Raw genomic sequence first — 19,089 nt, 5'->3', positions numbered from 1 at the left:
CCTCTGCAAAACACGTATCTCTCTAAACGATAACATCAAACACCATCTGGCGCGGGATGGAGCAGCCCGGTAGCTCGTCAGGCTCATAACCTGAAGGTCGTAGGTTCAAATCCTACTCCCGCAACCAAACTTTCCAAAACACGATCAAGACCTTACACCCCGCACACGCGGGGCGTCTTGCGTTCGAGCAACATACGCTCCGTAAGCCTCCGGACCAACCCCGACGTACCTCCCAGAACGCCGGCCGATGCGACCCGCCGCTCGAACGCCAAGTGTCGCCTCAGCCCTGAAAGCGCAGCATCAACGCGACACCGGCCCAGGCGCAGAACCCTGTCAGGACGGTGCCCCAGAGCGCGTCGGTGATGACCATCTGCCAGGACCAGTCCTTCATGATCGACATTGAGGTGAATTCGTAGGTGCCGTAGGCCATAGCACCGATGATGGCGCCGTGCAGTGCGGCGCGGGCGGGGACCGCGTCGCGCAGGGCGGGCACCGAGACCAGAAAGACCAGGCCCGCGACATAGGCCAGGTAGAACAGCCCCGCAGGCGCCAGCATCGGACTGTCGCGCATCGCGCTTCCCAGATGCCGGGTAAAGAGCGGCTTCATCACCAGGGTCAGCATTACAGCGTCAATCGCAAGAAAGATGACGGCAGTGACGACGTATAGCATCATGGTGTGCGCTCCTTTTGGCGTGTTCCAGAGTGAGGTAGCGCGAATTGATGGGGGTCAAATCGAAGGTGTCCGACCATCTGTCTTGGCGCGTTCTTGGGAACCGGTCCCCACTTCGGCGCGTTGAACGCAGAGTTCATTCACACATGTTTCGGAACGGGGGAATAGTCCAAATGGCAGCTTCATCATCAGGTTCATCGCGCAAACCGTTGGTCATCCTTGCGGTATTGGCCGCAGTCGGGTGGATCGCCGCGATCTATTTCATTGCGGACGGGTCGCGCAATATTGCGACAATCGAACGTCTGCAGGGACAGATCGAGGCGCAGGAACAGGCCGTTGGCACGGCGGATGCGCTGCAGACGCGGATCGAGACACTGACCGTCGAGAGTGAAGACCTCGAGGCCAGCCGCACCTCTGTGCAGTCCGAGATCGAGACCTTGCAGCCGCAGGTCGAAGCATTGCGCCAAGAGCAGACCGAGCTTGATCAGGACGTGACGGCGCAGCAGCAGACCGTTTCGGATCTTGAAAGCCAGGTTGCGCCTTTGCGCGAGGAAATGGCGACCTTCGAGGAGCGCCGCCAACAGCTTGACGAGCAGATCACCTCGCAGACCCAGGAACTGAGCGATGTGGAAACCCGCCTGACCGAGGCACGCGCCACCGAGGCGACGCTGCGCGAAACGCTTGCGAGCCTCACAGATGACAATGCGCGGCTGTCCGAAGAACTGGCCAGTGCGGAAACCAGCGTTCAGGACCTGACAGATCAGCGCAACAGCCTGAGCCAGCAGGTCGCCACAGCCGAGAGCGAGTTGGCCCAGATGCAATCGCGCAAGCAGATGCTTGCGACCGAAGTTGCGGATCTGTCGCAGCGCCGGGAGCAGTTCACCCAGGACGTGCAGTCTGCACAGGAACAACGCGCAGAGTTGCAGAGCATCCTGACCCAGTTGACGGCCAATCTCGAGGACCGCTCGAACGTGTTGCTGGAGATCGAGCAGGGGATCGCTGCGGCCCGGTCCGGTGAGACGGCAAGCGGCGCATCGGCTTCCCCGCAGGGCGCCGCAGCCGCGCAATCTGGCGCAGCAGAGCCTGCTGCCGATCAGACTGACGCGCAGAACGATCAAACTGAGGCGCAGAATGATGAGACTAACGCGCAGAATGATCAGAGTGACGCGCAGAACGATGCGCAGCCTGCCGAGGAAGAAGAGACCCAGCCAGCGGCGCAAACCGACAATTGATCTTCGTGCCCATCCCTGTCCGTAGCGATTTGCGCGGACAGGGACAGGGGCATCAAACCGCGACTGACCGAAGTGTGGCGTAGCCCGGTGGCACTGACCTTTCGATACAGGCAGTGTCACTTGGGCGTTCTACGTGGTATCGGGCGAATTGCGGGGCTCTGACCCGCATATCACAACACCCCGAACGGAGGCCGCCCATGTCGCATTTCGCACTCTACCCCAGCCTGAAGGGCAGGAAGGTTCTGGTCACGGGCGGTGCGTCGGGCATCGGGGCGTTGACCGTCGGTGCCTTTGCCGAACAGGGGGCTGACGTCGCGTTTCTGGACCGGGACGAGGCCGCATCGACCCGCGTGGCAGAAGCCACAGGCGCGCGGTTTGCGCTGTGCGATCTGCGTGACGTCGATGCATTGCAAGACGCCATCGCGACGCTGGGCACCTTCGACGTTCTGGTGAACAACGCCGCGCGCGATGATCGCCACGACTGGAAAGAGGTCACGGCAGAGTATTGGGATGAACGGATGGCCACGAACCTGCGCCATATGTTCTTTGCGATTCAGGCAGTTGCACCCGGCATGATCGCGGCCGATGGTGGATCAATCGTCAATCTCGGCTCGAATTCCTGGTGGGAGGCGGGGGCCGGGTTCCCCGCCTATGCCACCGCCAAATCGGCGGTGCACGGGCTGACCCGGACCATGGCGCGCGAATTGGGCGGGCATCGCATCCGCGTGAACACGGTTGTGCCGGGCTGGATCATGACCGACCGGCAGAAAGAGCTGTGGGCCACGCCCGAGGCGCTGGAGGCGCACCGCGCGCGCCAGTGTCTGCCGGACCTGATCGAACCGATCTATGTCGCGCGGATGGTGCTGTTTCTGGCCTCTGACGACGCCGCGATGTGCACCGCATCCAACTACATGGTGGAGGCAGGCTCGATCTGAGCGGGTGTGCCGTCGGAAAATCGCGCACCGCCTTGGCCTGCACGCGCGCAATGACTATCTGGCACGGATGAGCAATCCATTTACAAACGACGCCGGGACACGGCAATCGCAGGCAGGCGCGCCCGGTTTCATGTGGGCCCTTGTGGGCATCATGGCGCTGATCGAACTGGTGCTCAGCCTGTCGTCTTCCGGTCTGTTCGGAACGCAAGACCTGCGGTGGCCCGCCTTCCTGCTTGGTGCGTTCTGGCAACCGCTGCTGTCCGGTGGCGTGATGCCGGCCTATCCGGGGCAGCCCGTGCTGATGTTCGTCACCTATGCGTTCCTGCACGGCGGGATTTTGCACCTTGTGATGAACGGCGTCATCCTGCTCTCGCTGGGTAAATTCGTGTCGGCCCAGATCGGCGCGGCCAGGACGCTGGCGGTGCTGTTTGCGGCGGCTGTCGGCGGAGCCGCGTGTTTCGGGCTGCTGTCGTCAAGCGGCGCACCGATGATCGGGGCGTCTGGCGCTGTCTTTGGCCTGATCGGACTTTGGCAGGTGATGGAATACCGGTTGCGGCGGCGGCGCGGTCTGCCGGTGCGGCCTGTCGTCATGGGGGTGCTCGGGCTGGCACTGGTCAACGTGGTTCTGTTCATGATGCTGTCGGGCGGCCTCGCCTGGGAGGCGCACCTGGGCGGCTGGATCGCAGGGTGGCTTGCCGCGCAGAGCTTTGCGCGGGTCTGAGCGCCGCCAGGATCACCCTGAAAACTCCTGTTCATCCGCGATGGCTGCCGCGCGCAGATCCGCCAGAAAGCTGGCATCGGCGGAATGAATGCGGTTCCACGTCGGAATGAATGGCGTCTCGTGCGGGTTTTCCAGAAACGTCTGACCCGCGCGCATGATGTTTTCGGCAAAAAGCTCGATCGCCTGTTCTTCCTTGTGCCGGTCGATGGTCAGCCCGTTCATCACGGCGTCGGCATAGTACGCCTCCAGCAGGTCCAGCGCGCAGCGGTAGTAGGTCGCCTTGAGCGTGCGGAACACGTTGGGCGTAAGCACGGTGCCATCCGCCGCCAGCTTGCGAAAGATCGCCTTGCAGATGTCGGTCGACATCCGGCTAAGCCCGGCACTGGCGTCCTCGGGGCTCAGGTCCTGATGCTTGTGGTCGTAGTTGTCGGCAATCTCGACCTGGCAGACCGCCTTCGGGGCCAGATTGCGCCAGGCTTCGGACAGCACACCGATTTCCAGACCCCAATCTGACGGGATACGCAGATCGGGCAAGATGCTGGTGCGCATGGCAAATTCACCGGACAGCGGATAGCGAAAGCTGCGCAGGTAATCCAGAAAGTCGCGGTCGCCGACCACCTTTTTCAACGCGATCAGCAGCGGACTGACCAGCAGGCGCGTCACCCGTCCGTTCAGCTTTCCCTGACCGACGCGCGAATAGAACCCCTTGGCCACCTGATAGGGAAAATTCGGGTTCGCCACCGGATAGACCAGCCGCGCCAGCATCTCGTTGGTATAGGTGACGATGTCGCAATCATGGATCGCCATCACCGAACTGTCCTCGCAGCCGATCAGATAGCCCAGCGATGACCAGACATTCTTGCCCTTGCCCTGCTCCATCGGGGCCAGCCCCAGCGCCTCCAGCCGCCCCCCCAGTTCCCGCATCCGCGGGCTGTCGTTCCAGATCACGATGTGGTTCTGGTTCAGCCCCTCGAAAAACTGCTGGGCGTGACGAAACTGCGCTTCGTCGGCGCGGTCCAGACCGATGATGATGCGGTGCAGATAGGTGACCTTGGAAAGCTCGTCCAGGATGCGCGGCATCGCGTCGGTTTCCAGCTCGGAATAGAGACAGGGCAGGATCAGGGAAATCTTGCGCGACTGGGCGAAGGTTTCCAGCTCGTAGGTCATTTCAGGGAGCGAACGCGTGCGCAGGTTGTGCAGGGTCGCCACATTTCCGTTCTGGTGAAAGTCTGTCATGGGCGGCGTCCTTGTTCAAATATTCAACTGGTTGATAAACTCGAGCACTGCGCGGTTCCAGCCTTCGGGCCCGGGCAATGTGGTGCGCGTGATGCGGCCCATCGCTTCGGCGGGCAGCGGGGGCAGGGGCGCGCGGTGCGGGTTGGCGACGATGACGCCGTGATCTGCCGTTTCCAGCATCTCGACGTCGTTGGGCGCATCGCCAAGCGCGAGGGTGACGCGGGGCCGATAGGTCGCGATGATCTCGGCCATGCGGTCGGCCTTGGTCTGCCCGAACGACAGGGTCAGAAAACGGCCCCCTTCGCGCGCGCTGATGCCATGCTCTGCCAGGTGCGCCATGAATTCCATCCGTCCCGTCTGGGTGCCCTGCCACAACCCCGGCTCTGAAAACGCGCGGGTCTGCGCGTTGCGGGCGTCGGCCAGTGACAGCCCGGTGGCGTCGGCGACGTGTTCCACGCTCATGTCGCCGAACCCTTGGAAGGATGCGCGCGAGGCGCGGGGCAGTTGGTTCAGCGCCATGCGCAAGCGTTTGTAATCGGTGTCCGGTGGCACGTCGGTGGCCTGCGCGTCCAGCACTCCGGCCCCGTTTTCCACGATTGCGGGCCAATCCTCCAGCCCCATGTCGCGCCGTAACCCGATGATTTCAGGCGCGGTCTTGCTGCTGGCCAGCACCACGCCCGCACCGATGTCACGCAGGCGGTCCAGCGCGGGGCGGGCGGCGTCCCAGCGATAGGTCTCGTGCGATATCAATGTGCCATCAAGATCGCTGAAGACGAGCAGAGGAAGAATTTGCGGCATTTGCGGTCAGTTTGCGGGCTGAATGTCAGGGCCGCAAGCCGTGGCGGCACGGTTGCCTGTTTTTCGGGCAATCAGGTAAACTTGCGGAACAGCTTGGTCTGGTCGAACATCGCCTCCAGCTCTTCCATCCGGCCCTTGGTGTCGGTCCAACGCAGGTTCTGCACCGCCGACACCATCGTCTCAACCAGCAGCAGCGTCGTCGCGGCGCTGTCCCAGGCCGAGGGCACCTCGATTCGGCTGCTAAAGCTGACGTCGGCCAACTGATGCACCGGAGAGCGCCATTGATCGGTAAACAGGATGATCCTCGCCCCCTGCGCATGGGCCATTTCCGCCAGCTTCAGCGTGTTGTTTTCATAGCGGCGCACGTCGAAGATGACAAAGACATCGCCTTGTTTCACGTCCAGCAGATAATGCGGCCATGCGTTCGAGGTAGACTGCACATGGGTGATGTTCGGGCGGATCACTTGCATGTGCAGGAACAGATATTCGGCCAGCGTGTGCGTGACCCGACCCCCGACGATATAGAGATGATGCGCGGGGTTGCCGACCAGTTCGCACGCGGTGTCAAAGGCTTTGGGGTCGATCTGGCCCAGCGTGTGGCGGATGTTGTCGATCACCGCATCGGTGAACGTGTTCAGGATATGCCCCGACGGGGCGCTGTCGGCCCAGGTGTCATGCTTGGCGATGGGACCCTTGACCTTGGCGCGCAGCTCTTCGCGCAGTTCGGCCTGAAACTCGGCATAGCCCCTGAACCCCAGCTTTTGCACCATCCGCGCGACGGTCGGCCCCGATACATTGGCATCCAGCGCCAGTTCGGTCAGCGGGCCCAACCCCGAGATCGGGTAGTTTTCCAGGATCGAATGGGCCAGCTGACGCTCGGCGCGGGTCAGATCGTCCAGCTTTTGCTGGATGCGGTCCGAAATCGTAAGCGTATCTGACGACACGGGCGGCGCCTCCTCTTTGATCGAAAAAATTTCACACCCAAGGCGGCTGTTGGTTATTTTTCACAATTCTGTTGACAGAACGCGGCGGTGGCAAGCACTTTGTGTCTACGGGGGTGACAGGATGACTGCGCGCGAAACACAGATGGCGGTTGCACAGACGATCAATGCGGACGGTGCGTCGCCCGTCGTGCTGGTCTGTGAACATGCGTCCTGTTTCATCCCCGATGCGTTGCAGGGCCTTGGCCTGTCCGACGCGGCCAAGGTCAGCCATGCCGCATGGGACCCCGGCGCGCTGGGTGTCGCTGTGCGCATGTCCGACCGGCTGGATGCCACATTGGTGGCAAGCGGCGTGTCGCGTCTGGTCTACGACTGCAACCGCCCGCCCGAAGCCGCAGGAGCGATGCCGGTCAAAAGCGAGATTTTCGACATTCCCGGCAATGCGGACCTGAGCGTGGATGCCCGTGCGGCACGTGTCGCCGCCTATTACGCGCCGTTCCGCGATATGCTGGCGCAGGTGATGGCGTCCAAACCCGCGCCGGTTCTGGTCACGATCCACAGTTTCACACCCGTCTACAACGGCGCGCCGCGCGCGGTCGAGATCGGCATTCTGCACGACACCGACACCCGGCTGGCCGATGCGATGCTGGACAGGGGCGCCGCCCACACGCAGGCCGACGTGCAGCGCAACGCGCCCTATGGTCCCGGCGACGGGGTCACCCACACCTTGCAGGTTCACGGTGTCGCCCACGGCCACCCCAGCGTCATGATCGAAGTGCGCAACGACCTGATCCAGACCGAAGCGCAGCAGGCGCAGATCGGTGACATGCTGTCCGAATGGCTGGCCGATGCCTGTGCCCAACTGAACGCGGAGGGTGTCAGATGCAGGGCGTGATGCGCGGCTTTATCCACGGCGTCGATGCGGTGAATTACCGGCTTGGCCGGATCGTGATGTACGGAATATTCGTCCTGATGGGCGTGTTGTTGTGGTCGTCGATCAGCAAGACGTTCTTCCTGCCCACGCTCTGGACGCTGGAAATGGCGCAGTTCATCATGGTCGGCTACTACGTCCTGGGCGGTCCATACTCGATGCAGATGGGCGATCACGTGCGCATGGACCTGCTCTATGGCGGCTGGTCCGACCGCAAGAAGGCCAGGGTCGATCTGTTCACCGTCCTGCTGCTGATCTTCTACCTGTCGGTGCTGATTTATGGCGCGATCAGTTCCACCGCCTATTCGCTGGGCTACTGGAAGACTGAACCGATCAGCTATCTGTTCGGCGTCGTCACCGGCACCGAGGAAATCGGCCGGTTGGAGCAATCGTCGTCCGCATGGCGACCTTACATGTGGCCCGTCAAGCTGGTGATGCTGGTGGGCTTTTTCCTGATGCTTTTGCAGTGCCTCTCCGAGTTTTGCAAAGATGTGCTGCGGCTGAAGGGCCAGACGATCTGATGTCATATGAATTGATCGCCACGCTGATGTTCTCGACGATGATGCTGATGCTGATGACCGGCCAGCGCGTGTTCGGGGCCATCGGGTTTGTCGCCGTCGTTGCGGCCCTGCTGCTGTGGGGGGACAAGGGCGGCTATGACCTCGGTTTTTCCGCCGCGATGAAGCTGATGAAATGGTATCCGCTGCTGACGCTGCCGATGTTCATCTTCATGGGCTACGTGCTGTCGGAATCGAAGATCGCGGATGACCTGTACAAGATGTTCCACGTCTGGATGGGGGGCTTGCGCGGCGGGCTGGCGATCGGGACCATCGGTCTGATGGTGCTGATTTCCGCGATGAACGGTCTCAGCGTGGCGGGCATGGCCATCGGGGCCACCATCGCGCTGCCCGAACTGCTGAAGCGGGGATATGACAAACGGATGGTCACCGGCGTGGTGCAGGCGGGGTCATCCCTGGGCATCCTGGTGCCGCCCTCGGTGGTGCTGGTGCTTTATGCGATGATCGCGCGGCAGCCGGTGGGCCAGCTGTGGCTGGCGGGCGTGGTGCCGGGGCTGATGATGGCCGCGATGTTTATCGCCTATATCGCCATCCGCTGCCGACTGAACCCCGCCCTCGGTCCGGTGCTCAGCGCCGAAGAACGCGACATGCCGCGCCGTGAAAAGCTGCGGTTGCTGCGCGCGGGCCTCTTGCCGCTGGTGATCTTCGCGGTGATGATGTTCCCCTTCGTCAAGGGCTGGACGTCGCTGGTGGAAAGCTCGGCCATTGGCGCGATTGCGGCCTTTGTCGCGGCGGTGCTCAAGGGGCGGATGACCCGCGAAGTCTTCGAGAACTCGGTGCGCAAGACGCTGGGCATCACCTGCATGTTCATGTGGATCATCCTGGCGGCACTCGCCTTTGGCGCGGTGTTCGACGGGCTGGGCGCGGTCAAGGCGATCGAGGATCTGTTCACCGACCGTCTGAACCTCAGCCCCTGGATGATCCTGATCCTGATGCAGCTCAGCTTTATCGTCATGGGCACGTTCCTGGACGACACTGCGATGCTGGTGATCGTCGCCCCGCTCTATGTGCCGCTGGTGGGCGCGCTGGGCTTTGATCTGATCTGGTACGGTATCCTTTACACGATCACCACGCAGATTGCCTATATGACGCCGCCGTTTGGCTATAACCTGTTCTTGATGCGCGCGATGGCCCCGCCCGAAATCACCCTGCGCGACATCTACAGCTCGATCACGCCCTTCGTGGCCGTCATGGTTCTGGCGCTGACCCTTGTCATGGTCTTCCCCGAACTGGCCACCTGGCTGCCCAATTACGTCTACGACAAATAATCAAGAACCGGCTAACCGGCTTAACCCCACAAGGAGAGAAAACATGACGACACGACGCAAGTTCATTCAGGGTGCAGCCGTTGCCGGCCCCGCCGCCCTGGCGACGCCCGCGCTGGCGCAATCGACGATCACATGGCGGATGCAGACCTATGCGGGTGCCGCACTGGCCGCCGAGGTGATCGACCCCGCGATCAAGATGTTCAACCAGATCGCAGGCGACCGCATGCAGATCGAACTGTTCTATGCCGACCAGCTGGTCCCCACGGGCGAGCTGTTCCAGGCGATGCAGCGCGGCACCATCGACGCGGTGCAATCGGATGACGACAGCATGGCATCGCCCACCGAAGTCACCGTCTTTGGCGGCTATTTCCCCTTCGGCTCGCGCTATTCTCTGGATGTGCCGGTGCTGTTCAACCAGTACGGCCTGAACGAAATCTGGGACGAGGAATATTCCAAGGTCGGCGTCAAACACATCAGCGCCGGTGCCTGGGACCCCTGCCATTTCGCCACCAAGGACCCGATCAACAGCCTGGCCGACCTGGAAGGCAAACGCATCTTCACCTTCCCCACGGCGGGCCGGTTCCTGACACGTTTCGGCGTGGTTCCGGTCAACCTGCCATGGGAAGACATCGAAGTCGCCGTGCAAACCGGCGAGCTGGACGGCATCGCGTGGTCGGGCATCACCGAAGACTACACCGTCGGCTGGGCCGATGTGACCAACTACTTCCTCACCAACAACATCTCGGGCGCGTGGGCCGGATCGTTCTTTGCCAACATGGAGCGTTGGAACGAACTGCCCGAAGATCTGCAAACGCTGTTCCGCGTGTGCTGTGACCAGTCGCATTATTACCGCCAGTGGTGGTACTGGGGCGGCGAAGCCAACCTGCGCGTCAACGGCGACAAGCTGCAACTGACCACCATCCCCGATGCGGAATGGGACACCGTCGAAGCAGCGGCCCAGGAGTTCTGGGAAGAGATCGCGGCTGAATCGGACGTAAAACGCCGGGTCGTCGACATCTTCAAGAAGTACAACGCCGACATGGTCAAGGCGGGACGCCCCTACCGCTACGGCTGAACCACCGACAACCAGATGCACGCGGGCGGCCCCATCGGGTCGCCCGTGTCACGCCCTCTAACCACAGGATACCGACATGCCCGGCAACCTCAGCTTTGATGACCTGAAATCCCGCGTCACAGACGGCAGCATCGACACCGTGCTGGCCTGTTTCGTCGACATGCAGGGCCGTTTGATGGGCAAACGGTTTCATGCAGTCAACTTCGTGGAAACCTCGTTCAAGGAAACCCATTGCTGTAATTATCTGCTGGCAACCGACCTGGAGATGGCGACACCCTCGGGCTATGCCTCGACCAGTTGGGAAAAGGGCTATGGCGACTATGTCATGGCCCCCGATCTGTCGACGCTGCGCACCGTGCCGTGGCTCGAGGGCACCGCATTGGTGCTTTGCGACATGCTTGACCACCACACCCACGCCCCGGTGCCGCACGATCCGCGCGCGATCCTGAAAAAGCAGGTGGCGCGGCTGAAGGATCTGGGGTTCGACGCGATGATGGCGACCGAGCTGGAATTTTTCCTGTTCGACAAATCCCTGGATGAAATCCGCGCCAGCGGCTTTCGTGATCTGACCCCGATCAGCGGCTATAACGAAGATTACCACATCTTCCAGACCACCAAGGAAGAGGGCGTGATGCGCCCCATCCGCAACCATCTCTTTGCCGCCGGACTGCCCATCGAGAATTCGAAGGGCGAGGCCGAGGCCGGGCAGGAAGAGCTGAACATCCGCTACGCCCCCGCGCTGGACTGCGCCGATCATCACAGCATCGCGAAACACGCGATCAAGGAAATCGCCTGGCAGAACGGACGCGCGGCGTCGTTCCTGCCCAAATGGCACAAGGACCGCGTCGGCAGTTCCAGCCACGTGCACCAATCCCTGTGGCAGGGCGACACGCCCGCATTCTTCGACAAGGACGCCGATCTGGGCATGTCCGATCTGATGAAAAACTACATGGCCGGCCTGATCGCCCATGCGCCCGACTATACGTTCTTCCTGGCGCCTTACGTGAACAGCTACAAACGCTTCGCCAAGGGCACCTTTGCCCCCACCAAGACCGTCTGGTCCATCGACAACCGCACGGCGGGCTTCCGTCTGTGCGGTGCCGACACCAAGGGCGTGCGGGTCGAATGCCGCATCGGCGGGTCCGACCTGAACCCCTATCTCGCGCAGGCCGCGATGCTGGCCGCCGGGATCAAGGGCATCGAGGACAAGATGGAACTGTCGCCGCCCACCCGCGGTGACGTCTACGAAGACGCCAAGGCCGCCGATATTCCGCAGACCCTGCGGGCGGCGACCGAGACATTGCGGAAATCCGCTTTCCTTCGGGACGCCTTCGGGGAGGATGTGATTGACCATTACACCCGTTGCGCCGAATGGGAGCAGGAAGAATTTGACCGCGTCGTGACCGATTGGGAAATCGCGCGCGGATTTGAAAGGGCCTGACCATGATTACCTGTATTTCGCCGATCGACGGATCGGTCTATGCCGAGCGTACGCCGCTGGGCGCATCCGACGCCACGGCTGCCGTTGACCGTGCCCGTGCTGCGCAATCCGCATGGGCCGCGCGCCCGCTGGCCGAGCGTATCGCGCTGGTTCAGGACGGCGTCGCGCGCATCGGTGCGATGAACGACCAGATCGTGCCGGAACTGGCGCACCAGATGGGCCGTCCGATCCGCTATGGCGGAGAATTCGGTGGTTTCAACGAACGTGCCACCTATATGGCCGAGATCGCGCAGGACGCGCTGGCCGACATCGTGATCGAGGACAGCGACACGTTTCGCCGCGTGATCAAACGTGTGCCGCACGGCGTCGTGCTGGTCGTGGCTCCGTGGAATTATCCCTACATGACGGCGATCAACACCGTCGCTCCCGCGCTGATCGCAGGCAACGCGGTGATGCTGAAACACGCCAGCCAGACGCCGCTGGTCGGTGAACGTCTGGCACAGGCATTCCACGCCGCAGGTATCCCCGATGACGTGTTCCAGAACGTGTTTCTGGACCATCAGACCACATCCGACCTGATCGCCGCGAAATCCTTCGGCTTCGTGAACTTCACCGGATCGGTCGGCGGGGGCCGCGCGATCGAAACTGCCGCTGCCGGAACCTTCACCGGTGTCGGGCTCGAACTGGGCGGCAAGGACCCCGGCTATGTCTGCGACGACGCCGACGTGCAGGCGGCTGCCGACACGCTGATCGACGGCGCGATGTTCAACTCGGGCCAATGCTGCTGCGGGATCGAACGGATCTACGTGGCCGAGGCGCTGTTCGATGATTTCGTCGCCAAGGCGGTCGAGATCGTCAAAGGCTACCGTCTGGGCAACCCGCTCGACCCCGAAACCACCATCGGCCCGATGGCGCATGCCCGCTTTGCCGAAACCGTACGCGAGCAGACCGCCGAGGCGATTGCCGCCGGTGCCACGGCCCACATCGACCCCGCCGATTTTCCGCAGGACAATGGTGCGTACTTGATGCCGCAGATCCTTACGAACGTGACCCACGACATGCGCGTGATGCGCGAGGAAAGCTTTGGCCCCGTCGTCGGCATCATGGCCGTCAAGGATGACGTCGAAGCGATCCGCCTGATGAACGACAGCGATTACGGGCTGACCGCCGCCGTCTGGACCAGGGACGCCGCCCGCGCCGAGGCCATCGCCGACCAGATCGAAACCGGCACCGTGTTCATGAACCGCGCCGATTACCTTGACCCGGCCCTGTGCTGGACGGGCTGCAAGGACACCGGGCGCGGCGGCGGTCTGTCGGTCATCGGCTATCACAACCTGACCCGCCCCAAATCCTACCACCTGAAGAAAGCCTGATCCATGACGCTGACTGCAAACTGGTCCTATCCCACCGCAATCCGCTTTGGCGCGGGGCGCATCTCCGAGATTGCCGAGGCGTGTATCGCCGCAGGCATCACCAAGCCGCTGTTGATTACCGACCGTGGGCTGGCGAACATGGACATCACCCGCAAGACGCTGGACCTGATCGACGGCGCCGGGCTGGGCCGTGCGATGTTTTCCGACGTGGACCCGAACCCCAACGAGATCAACGCGCAGGCGGGCGTCGCGGTCTACCGCGAAGGCGGCCATGACGGCGTGATCGCATTCGGCGGCGGCTCGGGCCTTGATCTGGGCAAGGTCGTGGCGTTTCTGGCCGGGCAAAGCCGCCCGATCTGGGATTTCGAAGACATCGGCGACTGGTGGACGCGCGCCGACGCCGACGCCATCGCGCCGATCATCGCGGTGCCGACCACGGCAGGGACGGGCTCGGAAGTGGGCCGCGCGTCGGTCATCACCAATTCCGAGACGGCTGAGAAAAAGATCATCTTCCACCCCAAGATCCTGCCGCGCGTGGTGATCTGCGACCCCGAACTGACGGTCGGCATGCCGCCGTTCATCACCGCGGGCACGGGTCTTGATGCCTTTGCCCATTGCGTCGAGGCATTCTGTTCGCCGCATTACCATCCGATGAGCCAGGGCATGGCGCTGGAGGGGATGCGTCTGGTCAAGGATTATCTGCCGCGCGCCTTCAAGGATGGCACCGACATCGAAGCCCGCGCGCAGATGATGTCCGCCGCCGCGATGGGTGCCACCGCATTCCAGAAGGGTCTGGGCGCCATCCACGCGCTGTCGCATCCCATCGGCGCCATCTACCACACCCACCACGGCACCACGAACGCGGTCTGCATGCCCGCCGTGCTGCAATTCAACCGCCCCGAGATCGAAGGCAAGATCGCGCAGGCCGCGCGGTATCTGGACATCGACGGCGGGTTCGACGGGTTCTGCGCCTTCGTCGACGATCTGAATGCGTCGATGGGCATCCCGAAAACGCTGGCGGGTCTGGGCGTCGAAAACCCCGATGTCGACCGTATCGTCGCGGGCGCGATGATCGACCCCAGCACCGGCGGCAATCCGGTCAAGATGACGGAAGAGAACACGCGCAAGCTGTTGCTGGAGATCATCGGCTAGACGCACCCCTGCGCCCTTAAGCAAAACGCCGCGTACTGGCTGATGGCCAGTGCGCGGATGATTGCGCGTGCCCGCCTTTGCTTTAGGGTGACGCGCAAACAAGCTTGGGCAGGGCATAAAAATGATCATCACCAGACGCAATTTCACACTCGGGCTGACAGCGGGCTTGGGCCTTGCGGGGTGCAGCTCTTCGATGCCGGGTATTCCCGCGGCATCTTCGGGCGGCTTGCCCGACGACCTGCGCCCCGTTCCGAACGCGGGCTGGAGCCAGTGGGTCGCATCCTTCCGCGACCGCGCGGGTGCGCAGGGCATATCCCAGACCACATTGAATGCAGGATTTCGCGGCGCGGGCTATCTGCTCGGCGTGGTCCGACGCGACCGCAACCAGACCGAATTCAGCCGCACGCTGGAAGACTACCTTGCCATCGCGGCATCGGACGAACGCGTGACCAAGGGACGTGCCGCCTTCGCACGTCACAATGCCACGCTGAACGCGCTCGAGGCGCAATACGGCGTCAATGCCACCATCATCTGCGCGATCTGGGGTCTGGAAAGCTACTACGGCGAGCGGATGGGCGACGTGCCCGTGGTCTCGGCCACATCGACGCTGGCTTATGACGGGCGGCGCGGCGCGTTCTTTGAAAAGCAGTTGATTGCGGCGCTGAACATCGTTCAGAGCGGGGATATTTCCGCAAGCCGCATGGTCGGCAGCTGGGCCGGGGCGATGGGCCACACCCAGTTCATCCCCACATCCTATCAGGCCTTCGCGGTGGACTATACCGGCGACGGACGCCGCGACATCTGGTCGGACGATCCCAGCGATGCGCTGGCCTCGACCGCGGCATACCTGCAACGCAACGGCTGGACACGCGGTGTGCGTTGGGGTGGCGAGGTCGGCAACGGCGCACCGGCGGGCAGCGTGCTGACCCCGCAACCGGGCGGCCCCAGCTTTTCGGTCACGTCGAATTTCGGCGTGATCAAACGCTACAACAACTCCGACAGCTACGCGATCGGCGTGGGCCATCTGGCCGACCGGATCGGCGGCGCGGGGCCATTGCGCGGATCGTTCCCGCCCGATGCCAATGGCCTGACCAAGGATGACCGTGTCGCCCTGCAACGCAGGCTGACTGCCGCAGGCTTTGACACCGACGGGGCCGACGGCGTTCTGGGCCCCAAAAGCCAGGCCGCAATCAGCGCCTATCAATCCAGCCGGGGCCTGCCCGCCACCGGCGTGCCCTCGCAGGAATTGCTGCGTTCGCTCGGCTGAGGCCGACAAAACGCTGCCGTCACGCGGATTTCCCCCGTGTGACGGCCCCTGCGGCTTGACTTCCCACCCTATGGGCGGTGTATCTGCCCCGATCATCAGCCCAGAGAGCGGGAGCCCATTATGCACGCCTATCGCAGCCACACCTGCGCCGAACTGACCGCCGCCGACGTCGGCAAAACCGTCCGCCTGTCCGGTTGGGTCAATCGGGTGCGCGATCACGGCGGCATCCTGTTCATCGACCTTCGCGACCATTACGGCGTGACGCAAGTTCTGTGCGACCCCGACAGCGCCGCCTTTGCCGACGTTGAGAAACTGCGCAGCGAATGGTGCGTGCGCATCGACGGCGAGGTGAAGGCGCGCGCGCCCGACCTGGTGAACCCCAAGATCACCACCGGCGAGATCGAAGTCTTCGTGCGCGCCGTCGAGGTGCTGGGCCCTGCCGCCGAACTGCCCCTGATGGTGTTCGGAGATCAGGATTACCCCGAGGAAACCCGCCTCAAGTACCGCTACCTCGACCTGCGCCGCGAAAAGATGCAGGCCAACATGAAGCTGCGCTCGGACGTGGTCGCGTCGATGCGCCGCCGGATGTGGGATGCGAAGTTCCGCGAATATCAGACGCCGATCATCACCGCGTCCAGCCCCGAAGGCGCGCGCGACTTCCTGGTGCCCTCGCGTCTGCACCCCGGCAAGTTCTACGCGCTGCCGCAGGCCCCGCAGCAGTTCAAACAGCTGTTGATGGTCTCGGGCTTTGACAAGTATTTCCAGATCGCGCCCTGTTTCCGCGACGAAGACCCGCGCGCCGACCGCTCGCCCACCGACTTCTACCAGCTTGACCTTGAAATGAGCTTTGTGACCCAGCAAGACGTGTTCGACACGATCCAGCCGGTCATCGGCGGCATTTTCGAAGAGTTCGGCGGCGGGCGCAAAGTCGACCAGACGTGGGAGCAGATCAGCTACCGCGACGCGGCGCTGTGGTACGGCAGCGACAAGCCTGACCTGCGCAACCCGATCAAGATGCAGGTGGTGTCCGACCATTTCGCCGGTTCCGGTTTCGCCATCTTCGCCAAGCTGCTGGAACAGGACGGCACCGAGGTGCGCGCCATCCCCGCACCCACGGGCGGGTCGCGCAAGTTCTGCGACCGGATGAACGCTTTCGCGCAAAAGGAAGGTCTGCCCGGCATGGGCTATATCTTCTGGCGCGAAAAGACCGCGGATGCCGTGGCCCAAGAGCTGGGGATCACCGTGAAGGAAGCCCAGGCCAAGCTGAAATCCGGCGAGGTCGAAGGCGGTATGGAAGCGGCAGGCCCGCTGGCCAAGAACATCGGTCCCGAGCGCACCGAAGCGATCCGCCAGCAACTCGGCCTTGGGCTGGGCGACGCCGCGTTCTTCCTCGGCGGCAAGCCGAAACAGTTCGAATCCGTCGCAGGCCGTGCGCGCACCGTGATCGGCGACGAACTTGGCCTGACCGACACCAACCGCTTTGCCTTCGCCTGGATCGTCGATTTCCCGATCTACGAAAAGGACGAGACCACCGGCAAGATTGACTTCGAACACAACCCGTTCTCGATGCCCCAGGGTGGCATGGACGCGCTGCAGGGCGACCCGCTGGAGGTCTTGGGCTTTCAGTATGACCTGGCCTGCAACGGCTATGAACTGGTCTCCGGCGCGATCCGGAACCACCGCCCCGAGATCATGTTCAAAGCCTTCGAGATCGCAGGTTATGACGAAAGCGAAGTGCGCAAGCGGTTCGGCGGCATGGTCAACGCGTTCCAATACGGCGCGCCGCCCCACGGCGGCTGTGCTGCGGGCATCGACCGCATCGTGATGCTGCTGGCCAACGAGCAGAACATCCGCGAAGTGATCCTGTTCCCGATGAACCAGCGCGCCGAAGACCTGATGATGAACGCACCCAGCGAGCCCACGAGCGATCAGCTGATGGAGCTGTCGCTGCGGGTGATCCCGCAGGACTGAACGGGCGTGGGCGGCACGCCGCCTGTAATATAAAAATTGATGGGGCGCGCCGATGCAAGTTGGCGCGCCCCTTGCTATATTGGTGCCATGTCCCGCAGCGGAGCTGAGCCATGCGCGCCTTCGAACCCGAGTTTGCAGAAATGCGGTTTGGCTGCGGCCTGTCGCCGGTGATCGCGCCCGCCACGTCGGTCGAGGCGATGCTGGCAGGGATTTCAGGCCCCGACGCCATGGCCCGTCGGTTTCCAATAGAACGCTTTGACAGCTTCGGTGCACGCATCGCCGAAACCAACGCTTTGCGCCGCCTGATCCGCGCGAACAAGGGCACGCCCGAAGCCGAAGCGGCGGACCGGCAGCGCAAGGACATCAAGAATCAGGCGCGTTTCGACATGATCCACTGGCTGGGCCAGTCGATGCTGCGCCGCACCTATACCGAAGCCGGATTTCACGAACGGCTGGTCTATTTCTGGGGTGACCATTTCGCAGCACGGGGCAAGGGCGGGCTGCTGAAAAGCGCGACCTCGCCCTATATCGAAGAGGCGGTGCGCCCTTTCGTCGGCGGGCGTTTCGCCGATCTGCTGATCAGCGCCGTTACCCATCCTGTGATGCTGTCGTTTCTGGACCAGGACCAGTCGATGGGCGCGGGCAGCAAGCGGGTCATGACTGCGGGCAAGGGCGGGGGCCTGAACGAAAACCTGGCCCGCGAAGTGTTGGAATTGCACACCTTGGGCGTGGGCGGCCCCTATACCCAGACCGACGTGCGCGAACTGGCCGAGCTGTTCACCGGCCTGTCGTTCAAGCCCCTGCAAGGCCGCGTGTTTCGCAAGAATTATGTCGAGCCGGGCGCCGAAACCGTGCTGGGCAAGACCTATGCGGACACGCTGACCATCAAGCCCGTCCATGCGGTGCTGGAAGATCTGGCGATCCATCCCATAACCGCGCGGCATCTGTCATGGAAACTGGCGGTGCATTTTGTCTCCGACACGCCCGACCCCGCGCTGATTGACCACGTGACCGCGCGGTACATCGCGACGGGTGGCGACCTGATGCAGGTATATGCAGCGCTGCTGGAACACCCCGCCGCATGGACGCGCGAAGGGGCCAACATCAAGCCGCCCGTCGATTTCGTGGGCTCTGCGATGCGCGCACTGGCGGTCGATCCGGTGATGATGACCGAGATGACGGAAAAGCAGATGCGCAATGTGGTGCTGACGCCGATGGCCATCATGGGGCAGACTTGGCAGGCGTTTTCCGGCCCCGATGGCTGGCCTGAAGAGGACGACGCCTGGCTGACGCCACAGGGGCTTTCGGGGCGTGTGCGCTGGGCGATGGCGGGGCCGCAGAAGCTGTGCCCCGATCTGCCTGACCCGCGTGCCTTCGTCGACACGGCGCTGGGCGCATCCGCACCCGAGCCGGTGAAATTCGCGGCGAAGGCTGCCGAAAGCAAAGCCGAGGCCATCGGCCTCGTGCTGATGTCCCCCGCATTCCAGCGCCGCTAGGAGC

Annotated in this window: 17 protein-coding genes and 1 tRNA gene; 14 read left to right on the top strand and 4 right to left on the bottom strand. The window is 63.0% G+C overall.

The features are described 5' to 3' along the window. Window positions 1-50: 50 nt before the first annotated feature. A tRNA-Met gene (locus NTA49_RS14550) sits at window positions 51-127 on the top strand. Window positions 128-280: 153 nt separating this feature from the next. On the opposite strand, the gene NTA49_RS14545 is transcribed toward NTA49_RS14550, so the two are convergent. Continuing rightward, complete coding sequence (locus NTA49_RS14545; protein WP_258295526.1) at window positions 281-673, bottom strand: DUF2177 family protein; 393 nt, start codon at window positions 671-673, stop codon at window positions 281-283. A gap of 170 nt (window positions 674-843) precedes the next feature. On the opposite strand from NTA49_RS14545, the gene NTA49_RS14540 reads away from it, so the two are divergent. The 3 genes from NTA49_RS14540 to NTA49_RS14530 all read left to right on the top strand — a co-directional run bounded on the left by NTA49_RS14540 (window position 844) and on the right by NTA49_RS14530 (window position 3,558). After that, complete coding sequence (locus NTA49_RS14540) at window positions 844-1,902, top strand: coiled-coil domain-containing protein (RefSeq protein WP_258295525.1); 1,059 nt, start codon at window positions 844-846, stop codon at window positions 1,900-1,902. A 197-nt stretch (window positions 1,903-2,099) separates the two neighbouring features. Next, window positions 2,100-2,837, top strand: coding sequence for an SDR family NAD(P)-dependent oxidoreductase (locus tag NTA49_RS14535; protein WP_258295524.1), 738 nt, complete (start codon window positions 2,100-2,102; stop codon window positions 2,835-2,837). Window positions 2,838-2,904: 67 nt separating this feature from the next. Beyond that, entirely contained in the window at window positions 2,905-3,558 is a 654-nt protein-coding gene (locus NTA49_RS14530) for a rhomboid family intramembrane serine protease (protein ID WP_258295523.1), read from the top strand. Between the two features lie 12 nt (window positions 3,559-3,570). Here the strand turns inward: NTA49_RS14530 and NTA49_RS14525 are convergent, their stop codons facing one another. From NTA49_RS14525 to NTA49_RS14515, 3 genes are all read right to left on the bottom strand, one after another. Continuing rightward, a complete protein-coding gene (locus NTA49_RS14525; RefSeq protein ID WP_258295522.1) occupies window positions 3,571-4,794 on the bottom strand; it encodes a glycosyltransferase family protein in 1,224 nt (407 codons plus the stop codon). Between the two features lie 15 nt (window positions 4,795-4,809). Beyond that, window positions 4,810-5,592, bottom strand: a complete 783-nt coding sequence (locus NTA49_RS14520; RefSeq protein WP_258295521.1) for an HAD-IIB family hydrolase — start codon at window positions 5,590-5,592, stop codon at window positions 4,810-4,812. 71 nt (window positions 5,593-5,663) lie between these two features. Continuing rightward, window positions 5,664-6,536 (bottom strand): MurR/RpiR family transcriptional regulator, encoded by an 873-nt coding sequence (locus NTA49_RS14515; RefSeq protein WP_258295520.1) that lies wholly within the window; start codon window positions 6,534-6,536, stop codon window positions 5,664-5,666. Between the two features lie 121 nt (window positions 6,537-6,657). Here NTA49_RS14515 and NTA49_RS14510 point away from each other — a divergent pair, with 121 nt between their 5' ends. The 10 genes from NTA49_RS14510 (at window position 6,658) to NTA49_RS14465 (ending at window position 19,085) form a co-directional block, all read left to right on the top strand. Continuing rightward, complete coding sequence (locus NTA49_RS14510; RefSeq protein WP_258295519.1) at window positions 6,658-7,428, top strand: N-formylglutamate amidohydrolase; 771 nt, start codon at window positions 6,658-6,660, stop codon at window positions 7,426-7,428. Further along, a complete protein-coding gene (locus NTA49_RS14505) occupies window positions 7,416-7,985 on the top strand; it encodes a TRAP transporter small permease subunit (protein WP_258295518.1) in 570 nt (189 codons plus the stop codon). The genes NTA49_RS14510 and NTA49_RS14505 overlap by 13 nt, the downstream gene beginning before the upstream one ends. Beyond that, entirely contained in the window at window positions 7,985-9,310 is a 1,326-nt protein-coding gene (locus tag NTA49_RS14500; protein WP_258295517.1) for a TRAP transporter large permease, read from the top strand. Before NTA49_RS14505 ends, NTA49_RS14500 begins: the two co-directional genes overlap by 1 nt. 43 nt (window positions 9,311-9,353) lie before the next feature. After that, a complete protein-coding gene (locus NTA49_RS14495) occupies window positions 9,354-10,385 on the top strand; it encodes a TRAP transporter substrate-binding protein (protein WP_258295516.1) in 1,032 nt (343 codons plus the stop codon). Between the two features lie 76 nt (window positions 10,386-10,461). After that, window positions 10,462-11,826 carry a glutamine synthetase family protein gene (locus NTA49_RS14490; protein WP_258295515.1) on the top strand — a complete coding sequence of 455 codons (1,365 nt, stop codon included), beginning with the start codon at window positions 10,462-10,464 and terminating at the stop codon, window positions 11,824-11,826. Between the two features lie 2 nt (window positions 11,827-11,828). Then, window positions 11,829-13,199 carry an aldehyde dehydrogenase family protein gene (locus NTA49_RS14485; protein WP_258295514.1) on the top strand — a complete coding sequence of 457 codons (1,371 nt, stop codon included), beginning with the start codon at window positions 11,829-11,831 and terminating at the stop codon, window positions 13,197-13,199. Between the two features lie 3 nt (window positions 13,200-13,202). Next, complete coding sequence (locus NTA49_RS14480) at window positions 13,203-14,351, top strand: iron-containing alcohol dehydrogenase (RefSeq protein WP_258295513.1); 1,149 nt, start codon at window positions 13,203-13,205, stop codon at window positions 14,349-14,351. A gap of 121 nt (window positions 14,352-14,472) precedes the next feature. Further along, window positions 14,473-15,618, top strand: coding sequence for a lytic murein transglycosylase (locus tag NTA49_RS14475; RefSeq protein WP_258295512.1), 1,146 nt, complete (start codon window positions 14,473-14,475; stop codon window positions 15,616-15,618). A 120-nt stretch (window positions 15,619-15,738) separates the two neighbouring features. Continuing rightward, window positions 15,739-17,589 (top strand): aspartate--tRNA ligase, encoded by a 1,851-nt coding sequence (gene aspS, locus NTA49_RS14470; RefSeq protein ID WP_258295511.1) that lies wholly within the window; start codon window positions 15,739-15,741, stop codon window positions 17,587-17,589. Window positions 17,590-17,699: 110 nt separating this feature from the next. Beyond that, entirely contained in the window at window positions 17,700-19,085 is a 1,386-nt protein-coding gene (locus NTA49_RS14465; RefSeq protein ID WP_258295510.1) for a DUF1800 domain-containing protein, read from the top strand. The last annotated feature ends 4 nt before the right edge of the window (window positions 19,086-19,089 follow it).

This window comes from Pseudosulfitobacter koreensis (genome assembly GCF_024733015.1).
Lineage (GTDB): Bacteria > Pseudomonadota > Alphaproteobacteria > Rhodobacterales > Rhodobacteraceae > Pseudosulfitobacter > Pseudosulfitobacter koreensis.
Note: the sequence above shows the minus strand (reverse complement) of the source record. Positions and strands in the feature narration are given on the sequence as shown.